Origin of the sequence: Winogradskyella vidalii (assembly GCF_013403955.1) — a bacterium.
Lineage (GTDB): Bacteria > Bacteroidota > Bacteroidia > Flavobacteriales > Flavobacteriaceae > Winogradskyella > Winogradskyella vidalii.
Window position 1 is genome coordinate 1 of sequence record NZ_JABFDG010000005.1, and the last position, 19,184, is coordinate 19,184.

The window sequence follows — 19,184 nt, forward strand, 5'->3', positions numbered from 1 at the left end:
ATATCACAGAAGTGATAGAAAGTGAGCCACCAAGTATTACCGTGGAACTTTTATCACAAGCTTTTGCAGATAATCACATTATAGAGGTGACAGTAGGAGCAGATGAGATAGGCGATTATGAATACAGTTTAGATTATGGTGCTTGGCAAGATGAGCCTATATTTAATAACGTGATACCAGGACAACACGAGGTAAGAGCAAGAGACAAGAATGGATGTGGAATCACCACAGAACCAATCTTTGTGATTGATTATCCAGTGTATTTTACACCAAATGGTGATGGCCAAAATGAAACTTGGAACATTGAAAACATAGGAAGTAGTGCCATCATCCATATATTTGACCGTTACGGAAAGCTTTTAAAACAAATTAGTCCTGAAGGAAATGGTTGGGATGGTACGTTTAATGGTGAAGCCATGCCTACAGATGGTTATTGGTTCACGGTAGAGTATGATGAGCCAAGTACAGGAGAACGCAAAGAGTTTAAAGCTCATTTTTCTTTGAAACGATAATTAACTAAATCATAAAATTAGAAGCCTGAGCATTATATTTTGCTCAGGCTTTTTTTGTTATTAGTCTTTAATTCAAATACATAAAAACGAAAGCTATATTCCGTACTTTTGCAAAAAAAATAATTAGAAATGTCCATCATAGAAAAATTACAATGGCGCTATGCCACCAAAAAATTTGATGCAAACAAAACGCTTTCCGAAGAAAAATTAAATATTTTAAAAGAAGCTTTTAATCTTACGGCTGTCTCTTACGGTTTACAAACCTTAAAATTAGTTATCATAGAAAATAAAGCTGTTAGAGAGCGTTTAGTTGAGGTTGCTTATGGACAGCGTCAGGTTGTTGATGCATCACACTTATTGGTATTGTGTGTTCAAACTGATATTAATGGTGAGGATGTAAATAATCACTTTAATACAGTTAAAGCGATAAGAAATACTCCAGATGAAATTCTTCAGCCGTTTAAAACACAAATGAAATCTACTATAGATGGTATGCATCCCGATAAAAAACGAAGTTGGTCTACTAATCAGGCCTATATAGCTCTAGGGAATTTGATGACGGTTTGTGCTGTAGAACAGATTGATAGTTGTCCTATGGAAGGTTTTATACCGAAAGCTTTAGATCAAAAATTAGAATTAGAGAAATACGGATTGAGTTCGGTTTTATTACTACCAGTAGGCTATAGAGCTGATAGTGACATGTTCTCTGCATTAAAAAAAGTGAGACAACCTTTATCAAAAACGATTATAGAATTTTAGCCTTTTTACGGTGGTGAGATATGTAAAATAGTATCTTTGCTTTCAAGCTAATAAAAACAAAAAAAAATAAAATTTAATATGCCAGGATTCGAGTTATTCAGTGATTTAGAACGTAAAGAAGTTAATGATGTCTTAGATAATGGTGTGTTAATGCGTTATGGTTTTGATGGGATGCGTAAAGGCCATTGGAAAGCTAAAGAATTGGAAACTGAATTAGCAACAACCTTCAAATCTAATCATGTGCAATTAGTATCTAGCGGTACAGCAGCTGTTTCTGTGGCTTTAGCTTCTGCAGGTGTTGGAGCAGGAGACGAAGTTATAATGCCTACGTTTACGTTTGTAGCTAGTTTTGAAGCTATTATGATGCTTGGCGCGATTCCGGTATTGGTTGATATTGATGATACATTGTCTGTGGATCCAAAAGCTGTAGAAGCTGCGATTACACCAAAAACTAAAGCGGTTATGGTGGTGCAGATGTGTGGTAGTATGGGACATATGGACGCCTTAAAACAAGTTTGTGATTCACATCATTTATTATTAGTTGAAGATGCTTGCCAAGCCATAGGCGCAACTTATAAAGGAGAACCTTTAGGAAGCATAGGTGATTTAGGGTGTTTTTCTTTCGATTTTGTAAAAACCATTACTTGTGGAGAAGGTGGCGCTGTAGTGACCAATAATAAAGATTATTATATTAATGCTGATCATTACAGTGATCATGGGCATGATCATATTGGGAGCGATAGAGGTGCGGAAACGCATCCCGCTTTAGGTTATAATTTTAGAATTTCAGAATTGCATGCTGCCGTTGGTTTGGCTCAAGTGAGACGTTTACCAGAGTTTATTGCCATTCAAAAAAGAAACTATACCATTTTAAGAAATGCACTAGAAAACATTTCTGGTGTAACATTTAGAACCGTTCCTGAAGGCGGTGTTGAAAGTTATGCATTCCTTAATTTCTTTTTACCAAATTATGAAGCGAGCCAAAAAGTTATAACTGAATTTAAAAATAATGGCGTAGATGCTTGTTGGAATTATTTTGATAACAATTGGCACTATATTAGAAAATGGAACCATTTGAAAGATTTAAAATCTTTGATGCCAATTTCTAAAGAAGTGAAGCAAGGTTTAGAATATCTTCAAACAAAAACTTTTGAGCAATCTGATAGTTATATTTCTAGAAACATATCCTGTTTAATAAAATTATCTTGGACCGAAGATGAGGTTAGAGAACGTGCAGAAAAAATGGCTGAAAGCATTCGGTCGGTTTTAAATAGTTAAATAAAAATACTGTTTGTATTGGTTTTGTATAGGTTCTAATTTCGTTTTCTAAACGAAAGATTTTTAGTTTTAGCAAAATTAAAAATCTATCAATGAAATTAAATGCCATTTTTGCGACATTTTTTGTGCTGTTTATAGGAGGTCTATTTATACTAGAGTTTTCTTCGCATATATTTTCTGAAACGAATCTTGTTAGTGCAATTGACTCCTATAATTCACCAGCTGTTTATAAAGATTACAGAGAAGCTAAACCGATAGTTTTTTTAAGTGATATTAAAATTAACGAAACAGATTCCATAAATAATACTGTATTAGATGTTGTCTATAGTGATTTAGTTTGGTCAGATGAGTTTGACTTAAATGGTGCTGTTAATGCAGAAAAATGGTTTCATCAAACGCAAATACCTTCTGGTGGTAGTTGGTTTAATGACGAAGAACAACATTATACAGACCGGTTAGAAAATTCATATGTAAAAGATGGCTTCCTATGTATTTCCGCAATAAAAGAGCTTTACACAAATCAAGATATTACTAAAACTTATACATCAGCAAGGCTTAATTCTAAATTTGCTTTTACCTATGGACGTGTTGATGTAAGAGCCAAATTACCTTTTGGAGCTGGTACTTGGCCAGCCATTTGGACTTTAGGTAAAAATATAAATGAAGACGGAGGTTATTGGGATAATGAATTTGGAACCGTTGGTTGGCCTGCTTGTGGTGAAATTGATATTATGGAACATGGATTAGGAGCATTAAATCACGTTAGTAGTGCTTTACATTCGCCATGCAATCAGTGTTTTGGTGATACTGTAAATCTAAAAGCCTACGAGTTAAATGATGTGGCTAATGAGTTTCATGTGTATTCTATGAATTGGTCGCCTAACCAAATTACATTTCTAATTGATGATGAAATATTTTATACCTACAAACCGGAGATTAAAGATTCTGGTACATGGCCTTATTTTGAAGATCAATATTTACTTTTAAATATTGCTATGGGTGGTGCTGCTGGCCCTATAGATCTAGATTTTACACAAAGTAGTATGGTAATTGATTATGTGAGAGTGTACCAAAATACTAAGTAAAAGACTTTATAAGTGTGCTCTATTTATAGTGAAATATAAAAAAGGTCTATAAATCACAATACACAAGTGATTTATAGACCTTTTTTAATCGTCTTTAAATAATTTAAAAAGAAAGATTAATAATTTACATATTCTTCAATCTCTAAACCATAACCAATCATCCCAACACGTTTGGTTTGAAGGCTGTTTGAAATCAATTTTAGCTTACTGATTTTAAGATCGTGTAATATTTGAGCACCTATACCAAAATCCTTTGTGTCCATACCAATACTTGGTGCTTTAACAAGTTTACCTTCAACTTGGTTTTCTTTAAGTAAAGAAAGACGTGTTAACAGATTCATAGATTCTGCTTGTTGGTTTATAAAGATAATAGCGCCTTTTCCTTCTTTATTAATCACATTAAACATGTTATCTAATTCTTGATCCGCATTATTAGTTAATGTACCTAATATATCATTATTGACTAATGTTGAATTAACACGAGTTAAAATTGGTTCATCAGATTTCCAAGTACCTTTTGTTAGTGCAATATGAACTTGATCGTTTGTGGTTTGCTGATAAGCGCGTAGTCTAAATTTCCCGAAACGGGTTTCAATATCAAAATCTTCTTTTTTATCAATTAAGGAATCATATTCCATTCGGTAGGCTATCAAGTCTTCAATAGAAACAATTTTAAGATCAAATTTTTGGGCAACTTCGAGCAGTTGAGGTAAACGTGCCATGGTGCCATCTTCGTTCATGATCTCAACGATAACTCCAGCAGGTTCAAATCCGGCTAAACGTGCAAAATCAATCGCAGCTTCAGTATGGCCAGTTCGTCTTAGGACACCACCTTCTTTGGCAACTAAAGGGAAAATATGACCAGGACGTGCCAACTCAAAAGGCTTTGTATCTTTTTTTACTAAGGCTTGTACAGTTTTTGCTCTGTCACTTGCCGAAATACCAGTGCTTACACCATTACCTCTTAAATCTACAGAAACTGTAAATGCTGTTTCCATTGGGTCGGTGTTATTCCTTACCATCATGTTAAGTTCTAATTCTTCACAACGGTGTTCTGTTAATGGAGCACAGATTAATCCACGACCATGAGTCGCCATAAAATTAATCATTTGTGGTGTTACATTTTCAGCAGCAGCTAAAAAATCACCTTCATTTTCACGGTTTTCATCATCTACGACAATGATAACTTTACCTTGCCTAATATCTTCAATGGCTTCTTCAATAGTATTTAGGCTCGTTTTTGTATTCATGGTTTTAGTAGTTATCATAATGCATTTTTAAGATGATGTAAAGATACGGTTATTTTATATTTTGAACACAGCTTAAGTAGAAGTCTTGAGAAATCTTATTCCTTAAATAAATGTATTTTATGGGATATACAGGTAAGGATAATAGAAGGAGTAGCGGGTTAATTCGTTTCCTTTTTTGATTGATAGTTTTATAAAATTTTGAATACACAAAAGCATGAACAACAACATAAATAGCAAAAAATATAAATGCTATAATACTCAAATTGAAAACTGCATCTGCTGTTTCTAAAAACTTATTATTTTTAAGAATAAAATGCAAGCCAAATAAAAGGGCACCAACGCAATAACTTACTAAACTTGTTTTAGAGTAGTCTTTGTAGTCTTTAAGCAAAACTCTAGCTTTAATAAGTTTATCATCGATATCTAAACCTTGCGTCTTTAAATCTTCCAAAGGAATTTTTCTGCCTAATAAATTGTGTAGTGCAATTTCTTTTGGCTTTTTATCTAAATCAAAATCATCTTGCTTTTTAATGACAGCGATTAATTCTTCTACAGAATAACGTTTATAATAGTTATAGGTTTTAGTATCACTTTCTGAAAGTTGAAGCTTATTTTTTGAACTAAATAAGCGTTTTAAAGGCACCGTTATCGCATCAAATTGAAAGACGCCTTTATCATTTGTGGCTCTTGTGGTTAAATAAATACTTAAGGGTAACATCACCCCTGTAGAAAGCCATGCACCAATAATTGGGCTGAAACTTCCTTTCTCGGCACTGTTTTTAGAGAAAATACCAAAGAAGTGATAGGTTAAAAATAATACAATAGCAACAACCATTGGTAAGCCAAGTCCACCCTTACGTATTAAAGCACCCAATGGAGCACCTACAAAAAACAGGATAATACAGGCAAAGGCTAACACAAATTTATCTTGTAAGGCGATAATGTGCTTATTTAATAGAATATCTTTTTTTTCTAAATTTTTCTTATTAGAATCTAATATTTGTCTGGTACTATTTGAAGAGTTAATCGCTAAATTTAAAATCTGTATTTTTTGATTATTACTATATAAATCAAGGATATTTTTGCCCTTAAATATGGAATCTACTTTAACGGTGTCTTTATTAGTGTTTAAGTTTTTACTGTTTAATGTAGAGTAGGTACTTCTGTTATAGAGTGTTTTAGATAAATCTTGATAATCGGTTGCTCTTTTGTTTTCTAAAGAATCTATTGTTTTGTTTAGCTGGCTAACATTAAGCATGTTGTAGCGGTCGGAGTGATTTTTTTGATCAAGATCATCCGTATTGAGTATTTCTAAATCAACATTGAAAATATAATTGTCAAAATAACTTTTTACATGGGGTTTATTTACGTTCTTCCTAGCATCTTTATTGACGATTTCTTCATAATAATTACCATTTATCAATTCGAGTTGAAGAATATTAGAATCTGGACTACTTTTTAATTCGCCTTTTTCAGAGACGATAACCGTGTAGTTTCCTGTACGCGAATCACTTTTTTGGTGTATAATAACACCTTCAAGAAACTGACCTCTATCACCATACTTTCTATCCACCTTAATATTAATATCACCTATTTCATTAAATTGTCCTTCAGCAATGGCGAGTGCTGGTTTTACCTTGGCAATATTTCGTCTTAGATTGTAAAAATTATATTCTCCCCAAGGAATCACATTATTAGCAAAAAAGAAGGATGCAATACCAAGCGCAACGATAAAGACGCTTAGACTACGCATGGCACGTTGCAATGAAATCCCTGTAGATTTCATTGCTGCGAACTCATAGTTTTCAGCGAAGTTGCCAAAAACCATGATAGAGGATAATAAAATTGTAAGTGGTACCACCAAAGGAATAAGCTTTGGCATGTAATACAAAATAAACTTTGCAGTCACTACAACATCTAAATCTTTACCTGCAAGTTCAGCAATATATAGCCAAACCCCTTGTAAAATAAAGATAAACATGAATATAATAAAGACGCTAAAAAACGTCCTTAAAAAAGTGATAAGTATGTACCTATCTAATATTTTCACACATTTAAGTTTTAAACCTTAATCAATTTTATTGATATAATAATCGCTGTATTTACTTTTGTCAAATGTAAATAAGGTTTTTGAAATAGGTTCGTTGGTTTCAAAAGAATTAACAGTTAATGTTGTTTTAGTTCCGTTTTTCCCCATTTCAATAAGGTTGTAAATGTGCTTTGTTGTAGCATCAATTCCTAATAAAATGTGTTTTATTTCAGAATTAGTGTCCATTGGATTCAATTTTACATATTGAATTTTTCGTCCTCTTACCGTTTGAACAATATCCATTTTATAAGTATAACCATCTTCATAAAACGATAGCATTTTACTTGGTGTTATAGTGCTTTCGTCTTCTGTGTTATCTGAAGAAATAGTAACTTCTTCATCCTCAGGACTAATAGTATATAAGGTCTTACCATCGAAAATACGTGTAATTCCTAAAATGTTGAGTTTGTATTTCTCGCCTTCGATAACGACATCGCCACGGGTTTCTTGACTCACTTTTTCAGTTAAATTATTTAATTCATATTTAAAATCTAGGCTGATGTTTTTATAGCTTTTAATTATGGTACTCACTTCATTTAATAAGGTTTCTGCTTTTGCATCATTTTGTGCAAAACCTGTAAATCCGAGTGCGATAAATGCTAATACCAATAGTTTTTTCATTTTCTTATTTTATTTAATAATCATTTTAATTTAATTTGATGTGCGCCATGACACACCAGTATTATTTTTCATTTTCTAGCAGCTGGTCTAAAGCAACTAAATCGGGTACTAAAACTTGGCGTGCTTTACTACCTTCAAAATTACCGACAATACCAGCGGCTTCTAACTGGTCGATAATTCTACCAGCTCTATTATAACCTAACTTTAATTTTCGCTGTAATAAAGATGCGGAGCCTTGTTGGGCTGTCACAATAAGTTCTGCGGCTTCTCTAAATAATTTATCGCGATCTGATATATCTACATCAAGAGTTGTGCCACCTTCTTCACCTACATATTCAGGTAATAAATGAGCATCTGGATACGCTTTTTGAGATCCTATAAATTCGGTGATTTTTTCGACTTCAGGCGTGTCTACAAAAGCACATTGAATTCTAATAAGATCATTACCTTGGGTGTATAACATATCACCACGACCAATTAATTGATCAGCTCCAGAGCCGTCTAAAATGGTACGCGAATCTATTTTACTGGTTACCCTAAATGCAATACGTGCCGGGAAATTGGCTTTAATAATTCCTGTAATAACATTCACCGAAGGACGTTGTGTGGCAATAATTAAGTGAATACCAATGGCACGTGCTAATTGTGCTAATCTAGCGATTGGGGTTTCTACTTCTTTACCAGCGGTCATAATTAAATCGGCAAACTCATCAACTACCAAAACGATATAAGGTAAAAAGGCATGTCCGTCGTTAGGGTTTAATTTTCGAGCTTTAAATTTAGCATTGTATTCCGCAATGTTTCTACAAAAGGCATTTTTAAGCATTTCGTAGCGATTATCCATTTCAATACAAAGCGAGTTTAAGGTGTTAATAACCTTAGTGTTATCGGTGATAATGGCATCTTCACTGTCTGGAAGTTTGGCTAAATAATGGCGTTCTATTTTATTAAACAGGGTTAATTCTACTTTTTTAGGATCGACCAATACAAATTTGACTTCAGCAGGGTGTTTTTTGTAGAGTAGGGAAGTTAAAACAGCATTTAGACCAACGGATTTACCTTGTCCTGTAGCACCTGCCATAAGCATGTGTGGCATTTTTGCTAAATCGACCACAAAAGTTTCATTACTAATTGTTTTACCAAAAGCGATAGGTAATTGCATCTCAGATTTTTGGAATTTCTGCGAGGCAATAACCGAACGCATAGATACTATGGTCGAATTCTTATTAGGCACTTCAATACCTATGGTACCTTTTCCAGGAATTGGCGCAATGATTCTAATTCCTAAAGCCGCTAAAGATAAGGCAATGTCGTCTTCAAGATTTTTAATTTTTGAAATTCGAATTCCTGCTTCAGGAACAATTTCATAAAGTGTAACTGTTGGCCCTATTGTGGCTTTAATACTTGAAATACCAATTTTGTAATTTCTTAGTGTTTCAACAATCTTATCTTTATTTTCTTCAAGCTCCGATTGATCGATAGAAATACCTTCATTGTTGTATTTTTTCAATAGATCTAAGGTAGGAAACTGATATTTTCCCAATTCTAGAGTAGGGTCAAATTGTCCAAAATCTTCAACTAGTTTATCCGCTAAATTATCTGTCTCCGATTTTTCGTCTTCCACCGTTTCCACTTCCATAGTTAACTCTGGGCTGTCTACCGATTCTTCTTCGGGTTTTTCGGTGACTTCCATTTGTAACTCTTCCGTTTCAACCTTTTTTGGTTTAGAGTGCTTAGTAATGGTTGGTTCTGCTTTTTCTAAAGTGAGTTCATGTGCAGATTTTATAGCTTCGGCTTCTTCGGTAAAACTATTGTCTAATGTCACCGTTGGTTCAGGTGCGATGGTGTCGGATTCTAAATCTTCTTTAATAGAACTTTTTGCACGCTTAAAAATGTTGACAATACTTTCGCCTGTAACTTTAAATCGTATCGCTAAAAAGCTAATGAAACCGAATATTAATAATAAGATAGTGCCTGCTTTACCAATGTAATCTTGAAGGAACTGATTCATTTCAAAACCAATGGTGCCGCCAAGTAAATCATATTTATGAGTAAAAAAGCCAAAGAGTATGGATAACCATATGACACTAAGTGTACCCCAAACCCAATGTTTAGTGAGTTTGGCTTTGTTTAAACTTAAAGTAATATATACTCCTGAAAGGCATAATAGACCAGCAAAAATAAAGGAAGGTATACCAAATCCCTTGGTAATAAAAAATTCGCTCACCCAAGCACCAAGTTGGCTGGCCCAGTTTTTATATTCGGTAGAGCGTTCAGGGAAATTATGAAGCACACTCTGGTCTTCCTTACCTGTAAAGACAAAAGATAAAAATGAAATAAAAAGAAGTATACCAATGATAATAAGAAAACTACCAAAAATCAGTTTTTGCTGACTAGTGAGTTTAAACGAAGGCCTTTTTAATTTAGACTTTGTTTTTGCACTTGGCTTTGCTTTAGTGGTTGTTTTCTTTCTGGTTGTTTTTTTTGCCATATTTATTTTCCACAGAAGTGGAAATCAATGTTTATTTATTTGTAATATCCTGCATGTATTAAATTAGCATTAGCTCTAATAGACTCGTATTAAGTCAAACAGAAAATACTTTTACTTTTCAGCTGCTAAAATACAAATTCCTAAAATTATTTAGGTCTAAAACCGACTCCCAATCCTGATATAATGAATTTGATTAGTGATATATATTTTAATTTTACTGTATAATCTCGTGATTTAACAGAACTGTTTAAGAAAACACTTAGCCTAGAGCACTATTTTATTCATTTAAAACAGCTGCTAAAATAGAACAGTACAAAAATACAAATATGAAACGTTTCAACTCTAAGTTTTGGTATAGAAGCCTACTTTAATCTTAAATTTAAAAGGTTTGAATTAGAAGTGGAAATTTGAGTTAAAATATTTTTGGTAAATAAATAATCCCAGCAATAATCATTGCTATAATTGAAGCTATAAAGACGGCACCAGCTGCGATATCTTTAATTAAGCCTATTTTTTCATGGTATTCAGGATGAATAAAATCGGCAATATATTCAATTGCGGTATTTATGCCTTCGACACTTAAAACCATACCAATCATTATTAATTGGGCAATCCATTCCATTTTTGAAATTTCAAAATAAAAACCCGCAATAGTTACTGCAAAAGCTATAAACAACTGAACTTTTATACTGGCTTCTGTTTTAAAAAGGATTAGCATTCCCTTTAAAGCAAAACTTAAACTCTTGAGTCTATTAATGAGGAATGATTCTTTTTTTTGCATTAAGTTGACATGTCAATTTACTATAAATAGGGCGGCTGATAAAACATTAAACTTCTGTTTTATGCCATAATTTTTTTTATAAAACAGAAGTGGAATGTATTGTTTATATGTTATAAGAAGCTATGTGCTTTTATAAACAAACTTATATAGTTGAAGCTTATGTGTGTAGTGAATTAAAATTCATAATAAATAAGCCTTTTGGGTCACTTTGATAAATAAAATTATTTCAAAGCTTCTAAAGCAGCGTCGTAATTTGGTTCATCTTTAATTTCAGAAACTTGTTCTGTATATAAAACACGACCGTCTTTTTCTATGACAACAATACAACGCGACAGTAACGTTTCTAAAGGTCCTGTTTTAAAGGTGATACCATAATCTTCTCCAAATTTTCCTGTTTTATAATCCGAAAGACTTTCTACATTATCTAGTCCTTCAGCACCACAAAATCGGTTTAACGCAAAAGGTAAATCTTTAGAAATACATAACACTTTAGTATGGTCTAATTGACTAGCTTTTTCATTAAATGTTCTTACTGATTGTGCACAAGTTCCTGTATCAACACTTGGGAAAATGTTTAAGATTAATCGACTGCCTTTGTAATCAGATAAAGATTTACTAGATAAGTCTGTTGCTGTAAGTGTAAAATCTGGAGCGTCGTTACCCGTAGATGGTAAGTTTCCTATGGTTTCTATTGGATTGCCTCCTAAAGTTATATGAGCCATTTTAATTGTTTTTATGAGTTAGTGAATGATAAAAATACCAACTTTTAAGTGTATTTGTATTAAATAAAATATAATATTTAGTTATGAAAGAATTTAACACGTTTACAGCAGGTAGTAATTATTATAAATAAAAAAAAGCTTATGAGAAAAATCATAAGCTTTTTGTGTCATTTTTTTTTAGTCTAGAACTATCGCAATTCTGCGCCAAGTTTACTTTCAAAATTAGATTGCAGCTTAGACATTATTTTGTCAATTTGCTTATCATTTAAAGTTTTGTTTTCATCTTGAAACATAAAGCTTACCGCATAACTTTTCTTTCCAGATGGAAGATTTTTCCCTTCGTAAACATCAAATAAGTTAACGTTTTTGAGAAGGTTTTTCTCGGTTTGCTTAGCTATGGTATGGATGTCTTCAAAAGTGACAGCATTATCAATTAATAAAGCGAAATCTCGTTTTGAGGATGGGTATTTAGGAATCGCTTTAAACTTAATTTTGTTATGTTGTGCCATTTCTAAAACGTGGTCCCAATTAAAATCCGCGAATAGGACAGTTTGTGAGATTCCAAAGTGCTTTAAAACCGATTTTTTAACCAAGCCAAAGTCAACTAATTTCTTTTTTCCGATATAAAAACTCATGCCTTCACTTAGAACATCTGAGGTGTTTGGTTTCGATTTTAAACGTGTTAGACCTAAACGTTCTAAAGTAGCTTCAATAGTACCTTTTAAATAAAAGAAATCACTTGTTGAGGCTTTAGAATTCCAACGTTCTTCCGATTTATTTCCGGTTACAAAAAGTGATAAGTGTTTGTGTTCTTCTCGAGTTTCGGCATACTGGTGGTAAGTTTTACCAAATTCAAACAATTTTAAATCCTCTTGTTTTCTATTGATATTGTGAGAAACAGCTTCTAAGCCAGAAAACAATAACGATTGGCGCATTACTTCTAAATCATTACTTAAAGGATTTAGCATTTTTATATTATGCGCCTCATTTAAATCTTCACTTAAGCTTATATACTTAGGTGTTGTTAATGAATTTGCCATAATCTCAAAGAAACCTTGAGAAGCCAATTGGTTACCTATGATGTTTTGAAGTTTGTAATCTTCAAATCGCGATGAGTTAGAAATTGAAGCATTTAGTTTTTGTGTGGTTGCAATATTGTTGTAACCATAAACTCTTAGTATTTCTTCAATAATATCAGCTTCTCGTTGTACATCGTTTCTATATGCAGGAACAGTTAATCCCACACCAGCTTCAGTAACATTATTTATTTTTATGTCTAAGGACGATAAAATACTTTTTATGGTTTCTTCAGGAATCTTTTCTCCAATTAATTTTTCAGCATTATCAAAACTTAAACGGACTTCAAAATCTCTTATTTTCTTTGGGTAGGTGTCAACAATATCACTAGTAATTTCTCCGCCTGCGATTTCTGTAATCAACAAAGCAGCTCTTTTTAAAGCATATTCCGTAAGATTAGGGTCAATACCTCTTTCAAACCTAAAAGAAGAATCGGTATTTAAATTATGACGTTTTGCTGTTTTACGAACACTTACTGGGTTAAAATAGGCGCTTTCTAAGAAAATACGAGAGGTGTTTTCAGTAACACCAGAATGGCTACCACCAAGCACACCTGCAATACACATTGGTTTTTTAGCATCGCAAATCATGAGGTCTTCTTCATGTAATTCACGTTCAACACCGTCTAGAGTTATAAATTTTGTACCCGCTTCACAGGTTCTGACTTCAATTTTGCTACCAGAAATTCGATCACCATCAAAAGCGTGTAAAGGTTGCCCTAGTTCGTGTAGTACATAATTTGTGATGTCTACAATGTTGTTAATAGGCGATAAACCAATGGATTTTAAGCGATTTTGTATCCAACTAGGCGATGGTTCAACTTTAATTCCCGAAATGGTAACCCCACTATATCTCGGTGCTTTTTCATAATCCATCACCTCAACATCGACTTTAAAGGCTCGGGCATCCACATGATAAGAACTTACTGAAGGTGTAATTAGTTCGAGATTAACTTCATTTTGGAGTAAACCTGCTTTTAAATCTCTTGCAACACCGTAATGACTCATAGCATCAGCTCGGTTTGGGGTAAGGCCGATTTCAAAAACTTCATCGTTTTCAACTTTAAAAAGGTCAGCAGCTAAGGTGCCAATTTTAACCTCAGCATCTAAAACCATAATACCCTCGTGCGATTCACCTAAACCTAACTCGTCTTCGGCGCAAATCATACCAAAACTTTCTTCGCCACGAATTTTACCTTTCTTTATAGTCCAAGCTTCACCTTTATCATCGTATAAAGTCGTACCAATAGTTGCCACAGGGACTTTTTGTCCGGCAGCAACATTAGGTGCACCACAAACAATTTGTACGGGCGCTTCTTCACCAATATTAACGGTTGTTACTTTTAGTCGGTCTGCATTAGGATGCTGAATGCAAGTTAAAACTTCGCCAACAACAATTCCTTTAAGTCCGCCTTTTACAGACTGGTAAGTGTCAATACCTTCTACTTCTAAACCAAGATCGGTTAATAAATCGCCAGTTTTTTCAGCGTTCCAATCTATCTTTATAAACTGCTTAAGCCAGTTATATGAAATCTTCATAGTTTCAATTTAATCAAAGCCACAAAGATAGTAATAGTAGGTTTGTAATGAAACTTCAAATGATAAATTTAATTACAATTTGAAGATGTTTTTTCAGTCATCCAAATAATGACAACAACAAATATCTACAAAATCAAAAAATAAGAATTGGCTTTTATATGTAAGGTATTTGTTGTTATTTCGAACTTCACTCAAATTATTTTTTATGATTAGAAATATCGTAGCATGCATAGTTGTAGTATTAATTTTTTCATGCCAAGAGGAAACTAAAGTTCAAAAATTAAAAAATGGCAGTTATAGAGCTGTTTTAGAAGTTCAAGATAGTCAAGAACTTCCTTTTCTTTTTGAAGTTACATCGCCTACAGAATTGCAGATTTTTAATGCTTATGAAGTGATTGAGGTTGATGAAATTGAATACAGAAACGATTCTATAATTATTAAAACCCCTGTTTTTGAAGGTTATATTGCTGCAATTTTTGATGGCGATAATCTTAAAGGACGTTTTATTAATGAAAGTTTGGAAAGGAGCGTGCCGTTTTATGCGATATATGAAAATGAGACACGGTTTAAAGTTGCTACAGATGCTACTGAAAATGTGTCTGGTGTGTGGGAAACCGTTTTTAACATAGGAACGCCTGAAGATGAATACCTTGCCAAAGGACTTTTTAAACAAACAGGTAATAAAGTTACAGGTACATTTAGTACAACAACTGGTGATTATCGTTATTTGGAAGGTGTAATGGATGGTGATACCATGAAATTATCAACGTTTAATGGTGCTAGTGCTTATCTATTTACAGCTAAAGTGTCGGATTCTATTTTAAAAGGGACTTTCTATTCGGGGAATCATTTTAAAACCGCTTTTGAGGCTAAACGCAATGCAGAATTTGAATTACAAAGTGCTAATAACCTTACTTATTTAAAAGAAGGGTATGACAGTTTAGAATTTTCTTTTCCTAATGCTGAAGGAGCCATGGTTTCTTTAAACGATGAACGCTTTAAAGATAAAGTGGTTATAGTACAAATTATGGGTACATGGTGTCCTAATTGCTTAGATGAAAGTAAATATTTTACAGAATTTTATAAAGCGAACAAGGGTAAAGGAGTTGAGATTGTAGGTTTAGCATTCGAATATGTAAAAACTGAAGAAAAAGCATTTAAAAGTATTGCTAGGTTACAAGACAATTTAGACATTCCTTATCCTATTCTTCTGGCTCAATACGGCACTTCAGATAAAGTTAAAGCTCAAGAAAAGCTTCCTATGTTAAATCATGTGTTGTCTTATCCAACGTCTATTTTTATTGATAAAACAGGTAAGGTGCGAAAAATTCATACGGGTTTTAATGGTCCTGCAACGGGTGATAAGTATGTAGAATTTAAAAATGATTTTGAAAGCTTTGTCGCTCAGTTATTGGCTGAGTAGGAGAGTTGTTTTCTTAAATTTCTACTTCTTTTTGTTTATGAATTTTGCGAATATGGGCTAACATCACTACCAATAAAGTCAAAGAATTATGACTGTTAGATTTAACTTTGCAGTGAATCAAAACTCATATTACAATGTCGATAATAACAATTATACTTTGTTTGCTTTTACCACCTTTAGCTGTTTTCTTAAAACATGGTTTAGGGAAAGAATTTTTAATTAGCCTTATACTAACCTTAGTAGGGTGGTTGCCTGGTGTTATTTACGCATTTTATGTGAATAGTTAAAAATTTAAAGAAAAATGGAAAATATATTAATTGCAGGTGCTCATGGTACCACAGGAAAGCAAATCGTTAATATTCTAAAGTCATCGCAATATTTTAATCCCGTTGCTATGGTTAGAAAAGAAGAACAACAAAACTATTTTAAAGATGAAGGTGTTGATACTGTTATGGCAGATTTAACTCAAGACCTAACTCATGCTGTGAAAGGTATAGATAAAGTGATTTTTGCTGCCGGTTCTGGCGGGAAAAATGTAGTAGAAGTGGACCAAGAAGGCGCTAAGCGTTTGATGGCTGTTTCCAAAATGGGTAATATAAATAGATTTGTAATGCTGAGCTCAATGGGAGCAGATAAACCTGAATCAGTAAATGAATTGCAAGAGTATTTAAAGGCGAAACAAAATGCAGATGATCACCTTAGAAATAGTGGACTTAAATATACGATTGTTAGACCTGGCACTTTAAATAATTCAGAACCCAAAGGCAAAATAGAATTAAGTGAGAAGTTAAATAAGCGCGGTGAAATAAGTCGTGCAGATGTAGCTCAAACACTCGTTAGGTCTTTAAATGATGATGCGCCTTATAACACAACATTTGAAATTTTAGAAGGCGATACACTTATCGGTGATGCTTTAAGTAATTTTGAAAATAAGAACTTTTAGTATTTCAGGAAATGAAATATTATAGTTTAAGAGATGCCTCTACAAGGTGTCTCTTTTTTTTTGTTATTTGTTCTTTATAATTAAAATTTTAACACAATTACTATGCGTCAGTTTAATAAACAGAAATTGTTTAAATGTTATTTAATTCCAAGTATTTTATTAAACGTTTTTAATTCGCATTGATAAAATTGAATAGCTTTTTGTTTGAATGAATTTAAGAAATTACGCATATTATAGAGTGTTTAAGTTCAATTATTAGACGAAAAAACATTGTATTTGTTACACATATTCTAAATTATTACTAAAATCAAGCTGAAAGAAATTGTGATTAAGGTGAATTACTCTTGTCAATTGTAATTGGCTTAAGTGTGTAAATGATTACCTAGTGAGTTATTACACCACCAGTTAACTTATATAATTCCAAATATTGCGATATTTGCTCATTTCTCTGTAGGTATTCAGAATAGTATGGTGTTCTGGCAAGGCTAAGCTTGGGTCTGTTTTTAAAATGTTTTTTGCGTAATAACGCGCCTGTTGTAAGATGTCCTTATCTTTTACAATATCTGCAATCCTAAGATTTAAAATGCCACTTTGTTGTGTGCCCATAATATCGCCTGGGCCACGTAGTTTTAAATCGACTTCTGCAATTTCAAAACCATCACTACTTCGCACCATAGTTTCCAATCGTGTTTTACTATCCTGACTTAGTTTATGACTGGTCATTAAAATACAATAACTCTGTTCTGCACCACGACCCACACGACCACGTAACTGATGTAATTGTGATAGTCCAAAACGTTCAGCACTTTCTATAATCATCACTGAAGCATTTGGTACATTAACACCAACTTCAATAACGGTTGTGGCAACCATAATTTGAGTTTCGCCTTTTACAAAGCGTTCCATTTCATAATCTTTATCGGCAGGTTTCATCTTACCATGCACAATTGAAATCTGATATTTGGGCTGTGGAAACTCACGAGACACACTTTCATAGCCGTCCATTAAATCCTTATAATCCATATTTTCGCTTTCTTGAATCAATGGATAAACAATATAAACTTGCCGACCTAAAGCGATTTCATCTTTCATAAATTTAAAAACCTTTAAGCGATTGTTATCAAAACGATGCACGGTTTTTATAGGTTTTCTTCCTGCTGGTAATTCATCAATCACAGAGATGTCTAAGTCGCCATAAACAGACATAGCCAAAGTTCTCGGAATTGGCGTAGCGGTCATCACAAGAATGTTTGGAGGAAGGGTGTTCTTGTGCCATAATTTACTTCGTTGTGCAACTCCAAAACGGTGTTGTTCATCTATAATAGCTAGGCCTAAATTTTTGAATTTCACCTTATCTTCAAGGAGTGCGTGTGTGCCAACTAAGATTTGTAAATCGCCATTTTCAAGGTTTTGATGAATAATTTTCCTTTCTGAAGTTTTAGTTGAGCCTGTTAGTAATGAAATGTTGATTTTTAGTGGTTTACATAACTCACTTAATCCTTGATAATGCTGAGCTGACAAAATAGCAGTAGGCGCCATTAGGCAGCACTGAAAACTGTTGTCAAGTCCTATGAGCATTGACATAAAGGCGACTATAGTCTTGCCAGAGCCCACATCACCTTGCAAAAGGCGATTCATCTGTGCATTGCTGCCTAAATCTTGTCTAATTTCTTTTAAAACACGCTTCTGTGCGTTGGTCAATTCAAAGGGTAATTGCTCTTTATAAAAGGTATTGAAATAGTTGCCGACTTTATCAAAAGTGAAGCCTTTTATTTTTGATTTATGAATAAGATTTTTAATAATTAATTGCAGCTGAATGTAAAATAACTCTTCAAATTTTAACCGAAATTGTGCTCTTGAAAGTAGCTCTGGCGTCTTTGGAAAATGAATATTAAATAGTGCTTCAGATTTTGAAATTAATTTTAATTCAGATATTACCGAAGTAGGTAAAGTTTCAACAAATCGGCCTTTAGTGTCCAAAAATAGCTGTTGCATAATTTTGGTCAGCACCTTGTTAGAAATCCCTTTATTAGACAGTTTTTCTGTGGAAGGATAAATGGCTTGCATCGCCGAACGTAAATTCTTTTCGTGTTCAGATTTTGGTTCGGTTTCAGGATGTGGCATGCTAAATTTGCCACTAAACCAATTGGTTTTACCAAAAATCACATAAGGCTGACCAATTTTTAAGCTTTCCCGTATCCATTTTTGACCTCTAAACCAAACGAGTTCCATCATTCCGGTGTCATCTTTAAAGTCGGCCACCAAGCGTTTACCTCGTTTTTGCGCGACTTCTCTAAACCCTGTAATAACACCAGCAATTTGAACTTCGGCATTATTGCGCTGTAGTTCGTTTATTTTATAATATTTGGTACGGTCAATGTAGCGGTTAGGAAATAAGTTAATTAAATCCTGGTACGTGTGAATACCCAATTCTGAGCGCAATAAATCTGCTCGGTTAGGACCAACGCCTTTGAGGTAATCTATGGGAGTTTGTAATTTCACGCTCATAACTGCGAATTTAATTAATTCCTATGGAAAATGGAATCCTATTATTAGCATTCCAAGAAAGAAAAATATAGACTGATATATACTATTTTGTGATTTTTTGCTTTTAA

15 protein-coding genes are annotated in these 19,184 nt (G+C 33.4%); 7 read left to right on the plus strand and 8 right to left on the minus strand.

Going from position 1 to position 19,184, the window contains the following annotated elements; translation table 11 throughout:
- From HM982_RS12070 to HM982_RS12085, 4 genes are all read left to right on the plus strand, one after another.
- Positions 1–512 (plus strand): T9SS type B sorting domain-containing protein (locus tag HM982_RS12070; RefSeq protein ID WP_179353502.1); only part of this gene is annotated, 512 nt, incomplete at its 5' end.
- Between the two features lie 129 nt (positions 513–641).
- Positions 642–1,271, plus strand: coding sequence for an NAD(P)H-dependent oxidoreductase (locus HM982_RS12075; RefSeq protein ID WP_179353503.1), 630 nt, complete (start codon positions 642–644; stop codon positions 1,269–1,271).
- Positions 1,272–1,349: 78 nt separating this feature from the next.
- Positions 1,350–2,549: a DegT/DnrJ/EryC1/StrS family aminotransferase gene (locus HM982_RS12080; RefSeq protein ID WP_179353504.1), complete on the plus strand. Its 1,200-nt coding sequence runs from the start codon at positions 1,350–1,352 to the stop codon at positions 2,547–2,549.
- Between the two features lie 92 nt (positions 2,550–2,641).
- Positions 2,642–3,634, plus strand: coding sequence for a glycoside hydrolase family 16 protein (locus HM982_RS12085; RefSeq protein WP_179353505.1), 993 nt, complete (start codon positions 2,642–2,644; stop codon positions 3,632–3,634).
- Positions 3,635–3,750: 116 nt separating this feature from the next.
- Here the strand turns inward: HM982_RS12085 and ribB are convergent, their stop codons facing one another.
- The 7 genes from ribB to pheT form a co-directional block, all read right to left on the minus strand.
- A complete protein-coding gene (ribB, locus tag HM982_RS12090) occupies positions 3,751–4,902 on the minus strand; it encodes a 3,4-dihydroxy-2-butanone-4-phosphate synthase (RefSeq protein ID WP_179353506.1) in 1,152 nt (383 codons plus the stop codon).
- Positions 4,903–4,933: 31 nt separating this feature from the next.
- Positions 4,934–6,934, minus strand: a complete 2,001-nt coding sequence (locus tag HM982_RS12095) for an LptF/LptG family permease (protein ID WP_179353507.1) — start codon at positions 6,932–6,934, stop codon at positions 4,934–4,936.
- A gap of 18 nt (positions 6,935–6,952) precedes the next feature.
- On the minus strand, positions 6,953–7,594 hold the full coding sequence (locus HM982_RS12100) for a LolA family protein (protein ID WP_179353508.1): 642 nt from the start codon (positions 7,592–7,594) through the stop codon (positions 6,953–6,955).
- 61 nt (positions 7,595–7,655) lie between these two features.
- Entirely contained in the window at positions 7,656–10,085 is a 2,430-nt protein-coding gene (locus HM982_RS12105) for an FtsK/SpoIIIE family DNA translocase (RefSeq protein ID WP_179353509.1), read from the minus strand.
- Between the two features lie 412 nt (positions 10,086–10,497).
- Positions 10,498–10,866 (minus strand): diacylglycerol kinase family protein, encoded by a 369-nt coding sequence (locus HM982_RS12110; protein WP_179353510.1) that lies wholly within the window; start codon positions 10,864–10,866, stop codon positions 10,498–10,500.
- Positions 10,867–11,087: 221 nt separating this feature from the next.
- Entirely contained in the window at positions 11,088–11,588 is a 501-nt protein-coding gene (gene tpx / locus HM982_RS12115; RefSeq protein ID WP_179353511.1) for a thiol peroxidase, read from the minus strand.
- Between the two features lie 188 nt (positions 11,589–11,776).
- A complete protein-coding gene (gene pheT / locus HM982_RS12120) occupies positions 11,777–14,203 on the minus strand; it encodes a phenylalanine--tRNA ligase subunit beta (protein WP_179353512.1) in 2,427 nt (808 codons plus the stop codon).
- 205 nt (positions 14,204–14,408) lie between these two features.
- Between pheT and HM982_RS12125 the strand changes: the two genes are divergently transcribed.
- From HM982_RS12125 to HM982_RS12135, 3 genes are all read left to right on the plus strand, one after another.
- A complete protein-coding gene (locus tag HM982_RS12125) occupies positions 14,409–15,626 on the plus strand; it encodes a peroxiredoxin family protein (RefSeq protein WP_179353513.1) in 1,218 nt (405 codons plus the stop codon).
- 134 nt (positions 15,627–15,760) lie between these two features.
- Entirely contained in the window at positions 15,761–15,913 is a 153-nt protein-coding gene (locus HM982_RS12130; protein WP_179353514.1) for a YqaE/Pmp3 family membrane protein, read from the plus strand.
- A gap of 14 nt (positions 15,914–15,927) precedes the next feature.
- On the plus strand, positions 15,928–16,569 hold the full coding sequence (locus HM982_RS12135) for an SDR family oxidoreductase (protein ID WP_179353515.1): 642 nt from the start codon (positions 15,928–15,930) through the stop codon (positions 16,567–16,569).
- 405 nt (positions 16,570–16,974) lie between these two features.
- On the opposite strand, the gene recG is transcribed toward HM982_RS12135, so the two are convergent.
- Complete coding sequence (gene recG / locus HM982_RS12140; RefSeq protein ID WP_179353516.1) at positions 16,975–19,077, minus strand: ATP-dependent DNA helicase RecG; 2,103 nt, start codon at positions 19,075–19,077, stop codon at positions 16,975–16,977.
- Between the last annotated feature and the right edge of the window lie 107 nt (positions 19,078–19,184).

Excerpts from the sequence above, each read along its gene's own strand:
- HM982_RS12075 (WP_179353503.1), top strand. The coding sequence starts at position 642 with ATGTCCATCATAGAAAAATTACAATGGCGCTATGCCACCAAAAAATTT.
- HM982_RS12080 (WP_179353504.1), top strand. The coding sequence starts at position 1,350 with ATGCCAGGATTCGAGTTATTCAGTGATTTAGAACGTAAAGAAGTTAAT.
- HM982_RS12085 (WP_179353505.1), top strand. The coding sequence starts at position 2,642 with ATGAAATTAAATGCCATTTTTGCGACATTTTTTGTGCTGTTTATAGGA.
- ribB (WP_179353506.1), bottom strand. The coding sequence starts at position 4,902 with ATGATAACTACTAAAACCATGAATACAAAAACGAGCCTAAATACTATT.
- HM982_RS12100 (WP_179353508.1), bottom strand. The coding sequence starts at position 7,594 with ATGAAAAAACTATTGGTATTAGCATTTATCGCACTCGGATTTACAGGT.
- HM982_RS12105 (WP_179353509.1), bottom strand. The coding sequence starts at position 10,085 with ATGGCAAAAAAAACAACCAGAAAGAAAACAACCACTAAAGCAAAGCCA.
- HM982_RS12110 (WP_179353510.1), bottom strand. The coding sequence starts at position 10,866 with ATGCAAAAAAAAGAATCATTCCTCATTAATAGACTCAAGAGTTTAAGT.
- tpx (WP_179353511.1), bottom strand. The coding sequence starts at position 11,588 with ATGGCTCATATAACTTTAGGAGGCAATCCAATAGAAACCATAGGAAAC.
- pheT (WP_179353512.1), bottom strand. The coding sequence starts at position 14,203 with ATGAAGATTTCATATAACTGGCTTAAGCAGTTTATAAAGATAGATTGG.
- HM982_RS12125 (WP_179353513.1), top strand. The coding sequence starts at position 14,409 with ATGATTAGAAATATCGTAGCATGCATAGTTGTAGTATTAATTTTTTCA.
- HM982_RS12130 (WP_179353514.1), top strand. The coding sequence starts at position 15,761 with ATGTCGATAATAACAATTATACTTTGTTTGCTTTTACCACCTTTAGCT.
- HM982_RS12135 (WP_179353515.1), top strand. The coding sequence starts at position 15,928 with ATGGAAAATATATTAATTGCAGGTGCTCATGGTACCACAGGAAAGCAA.
- recG (WP_179353516.1), bottom strand. The coding sequence starts at position 19,077 with ATGAGCGTGAAATTACAAACTCCCATAGATTACCTCAAAGGCGTTGGT.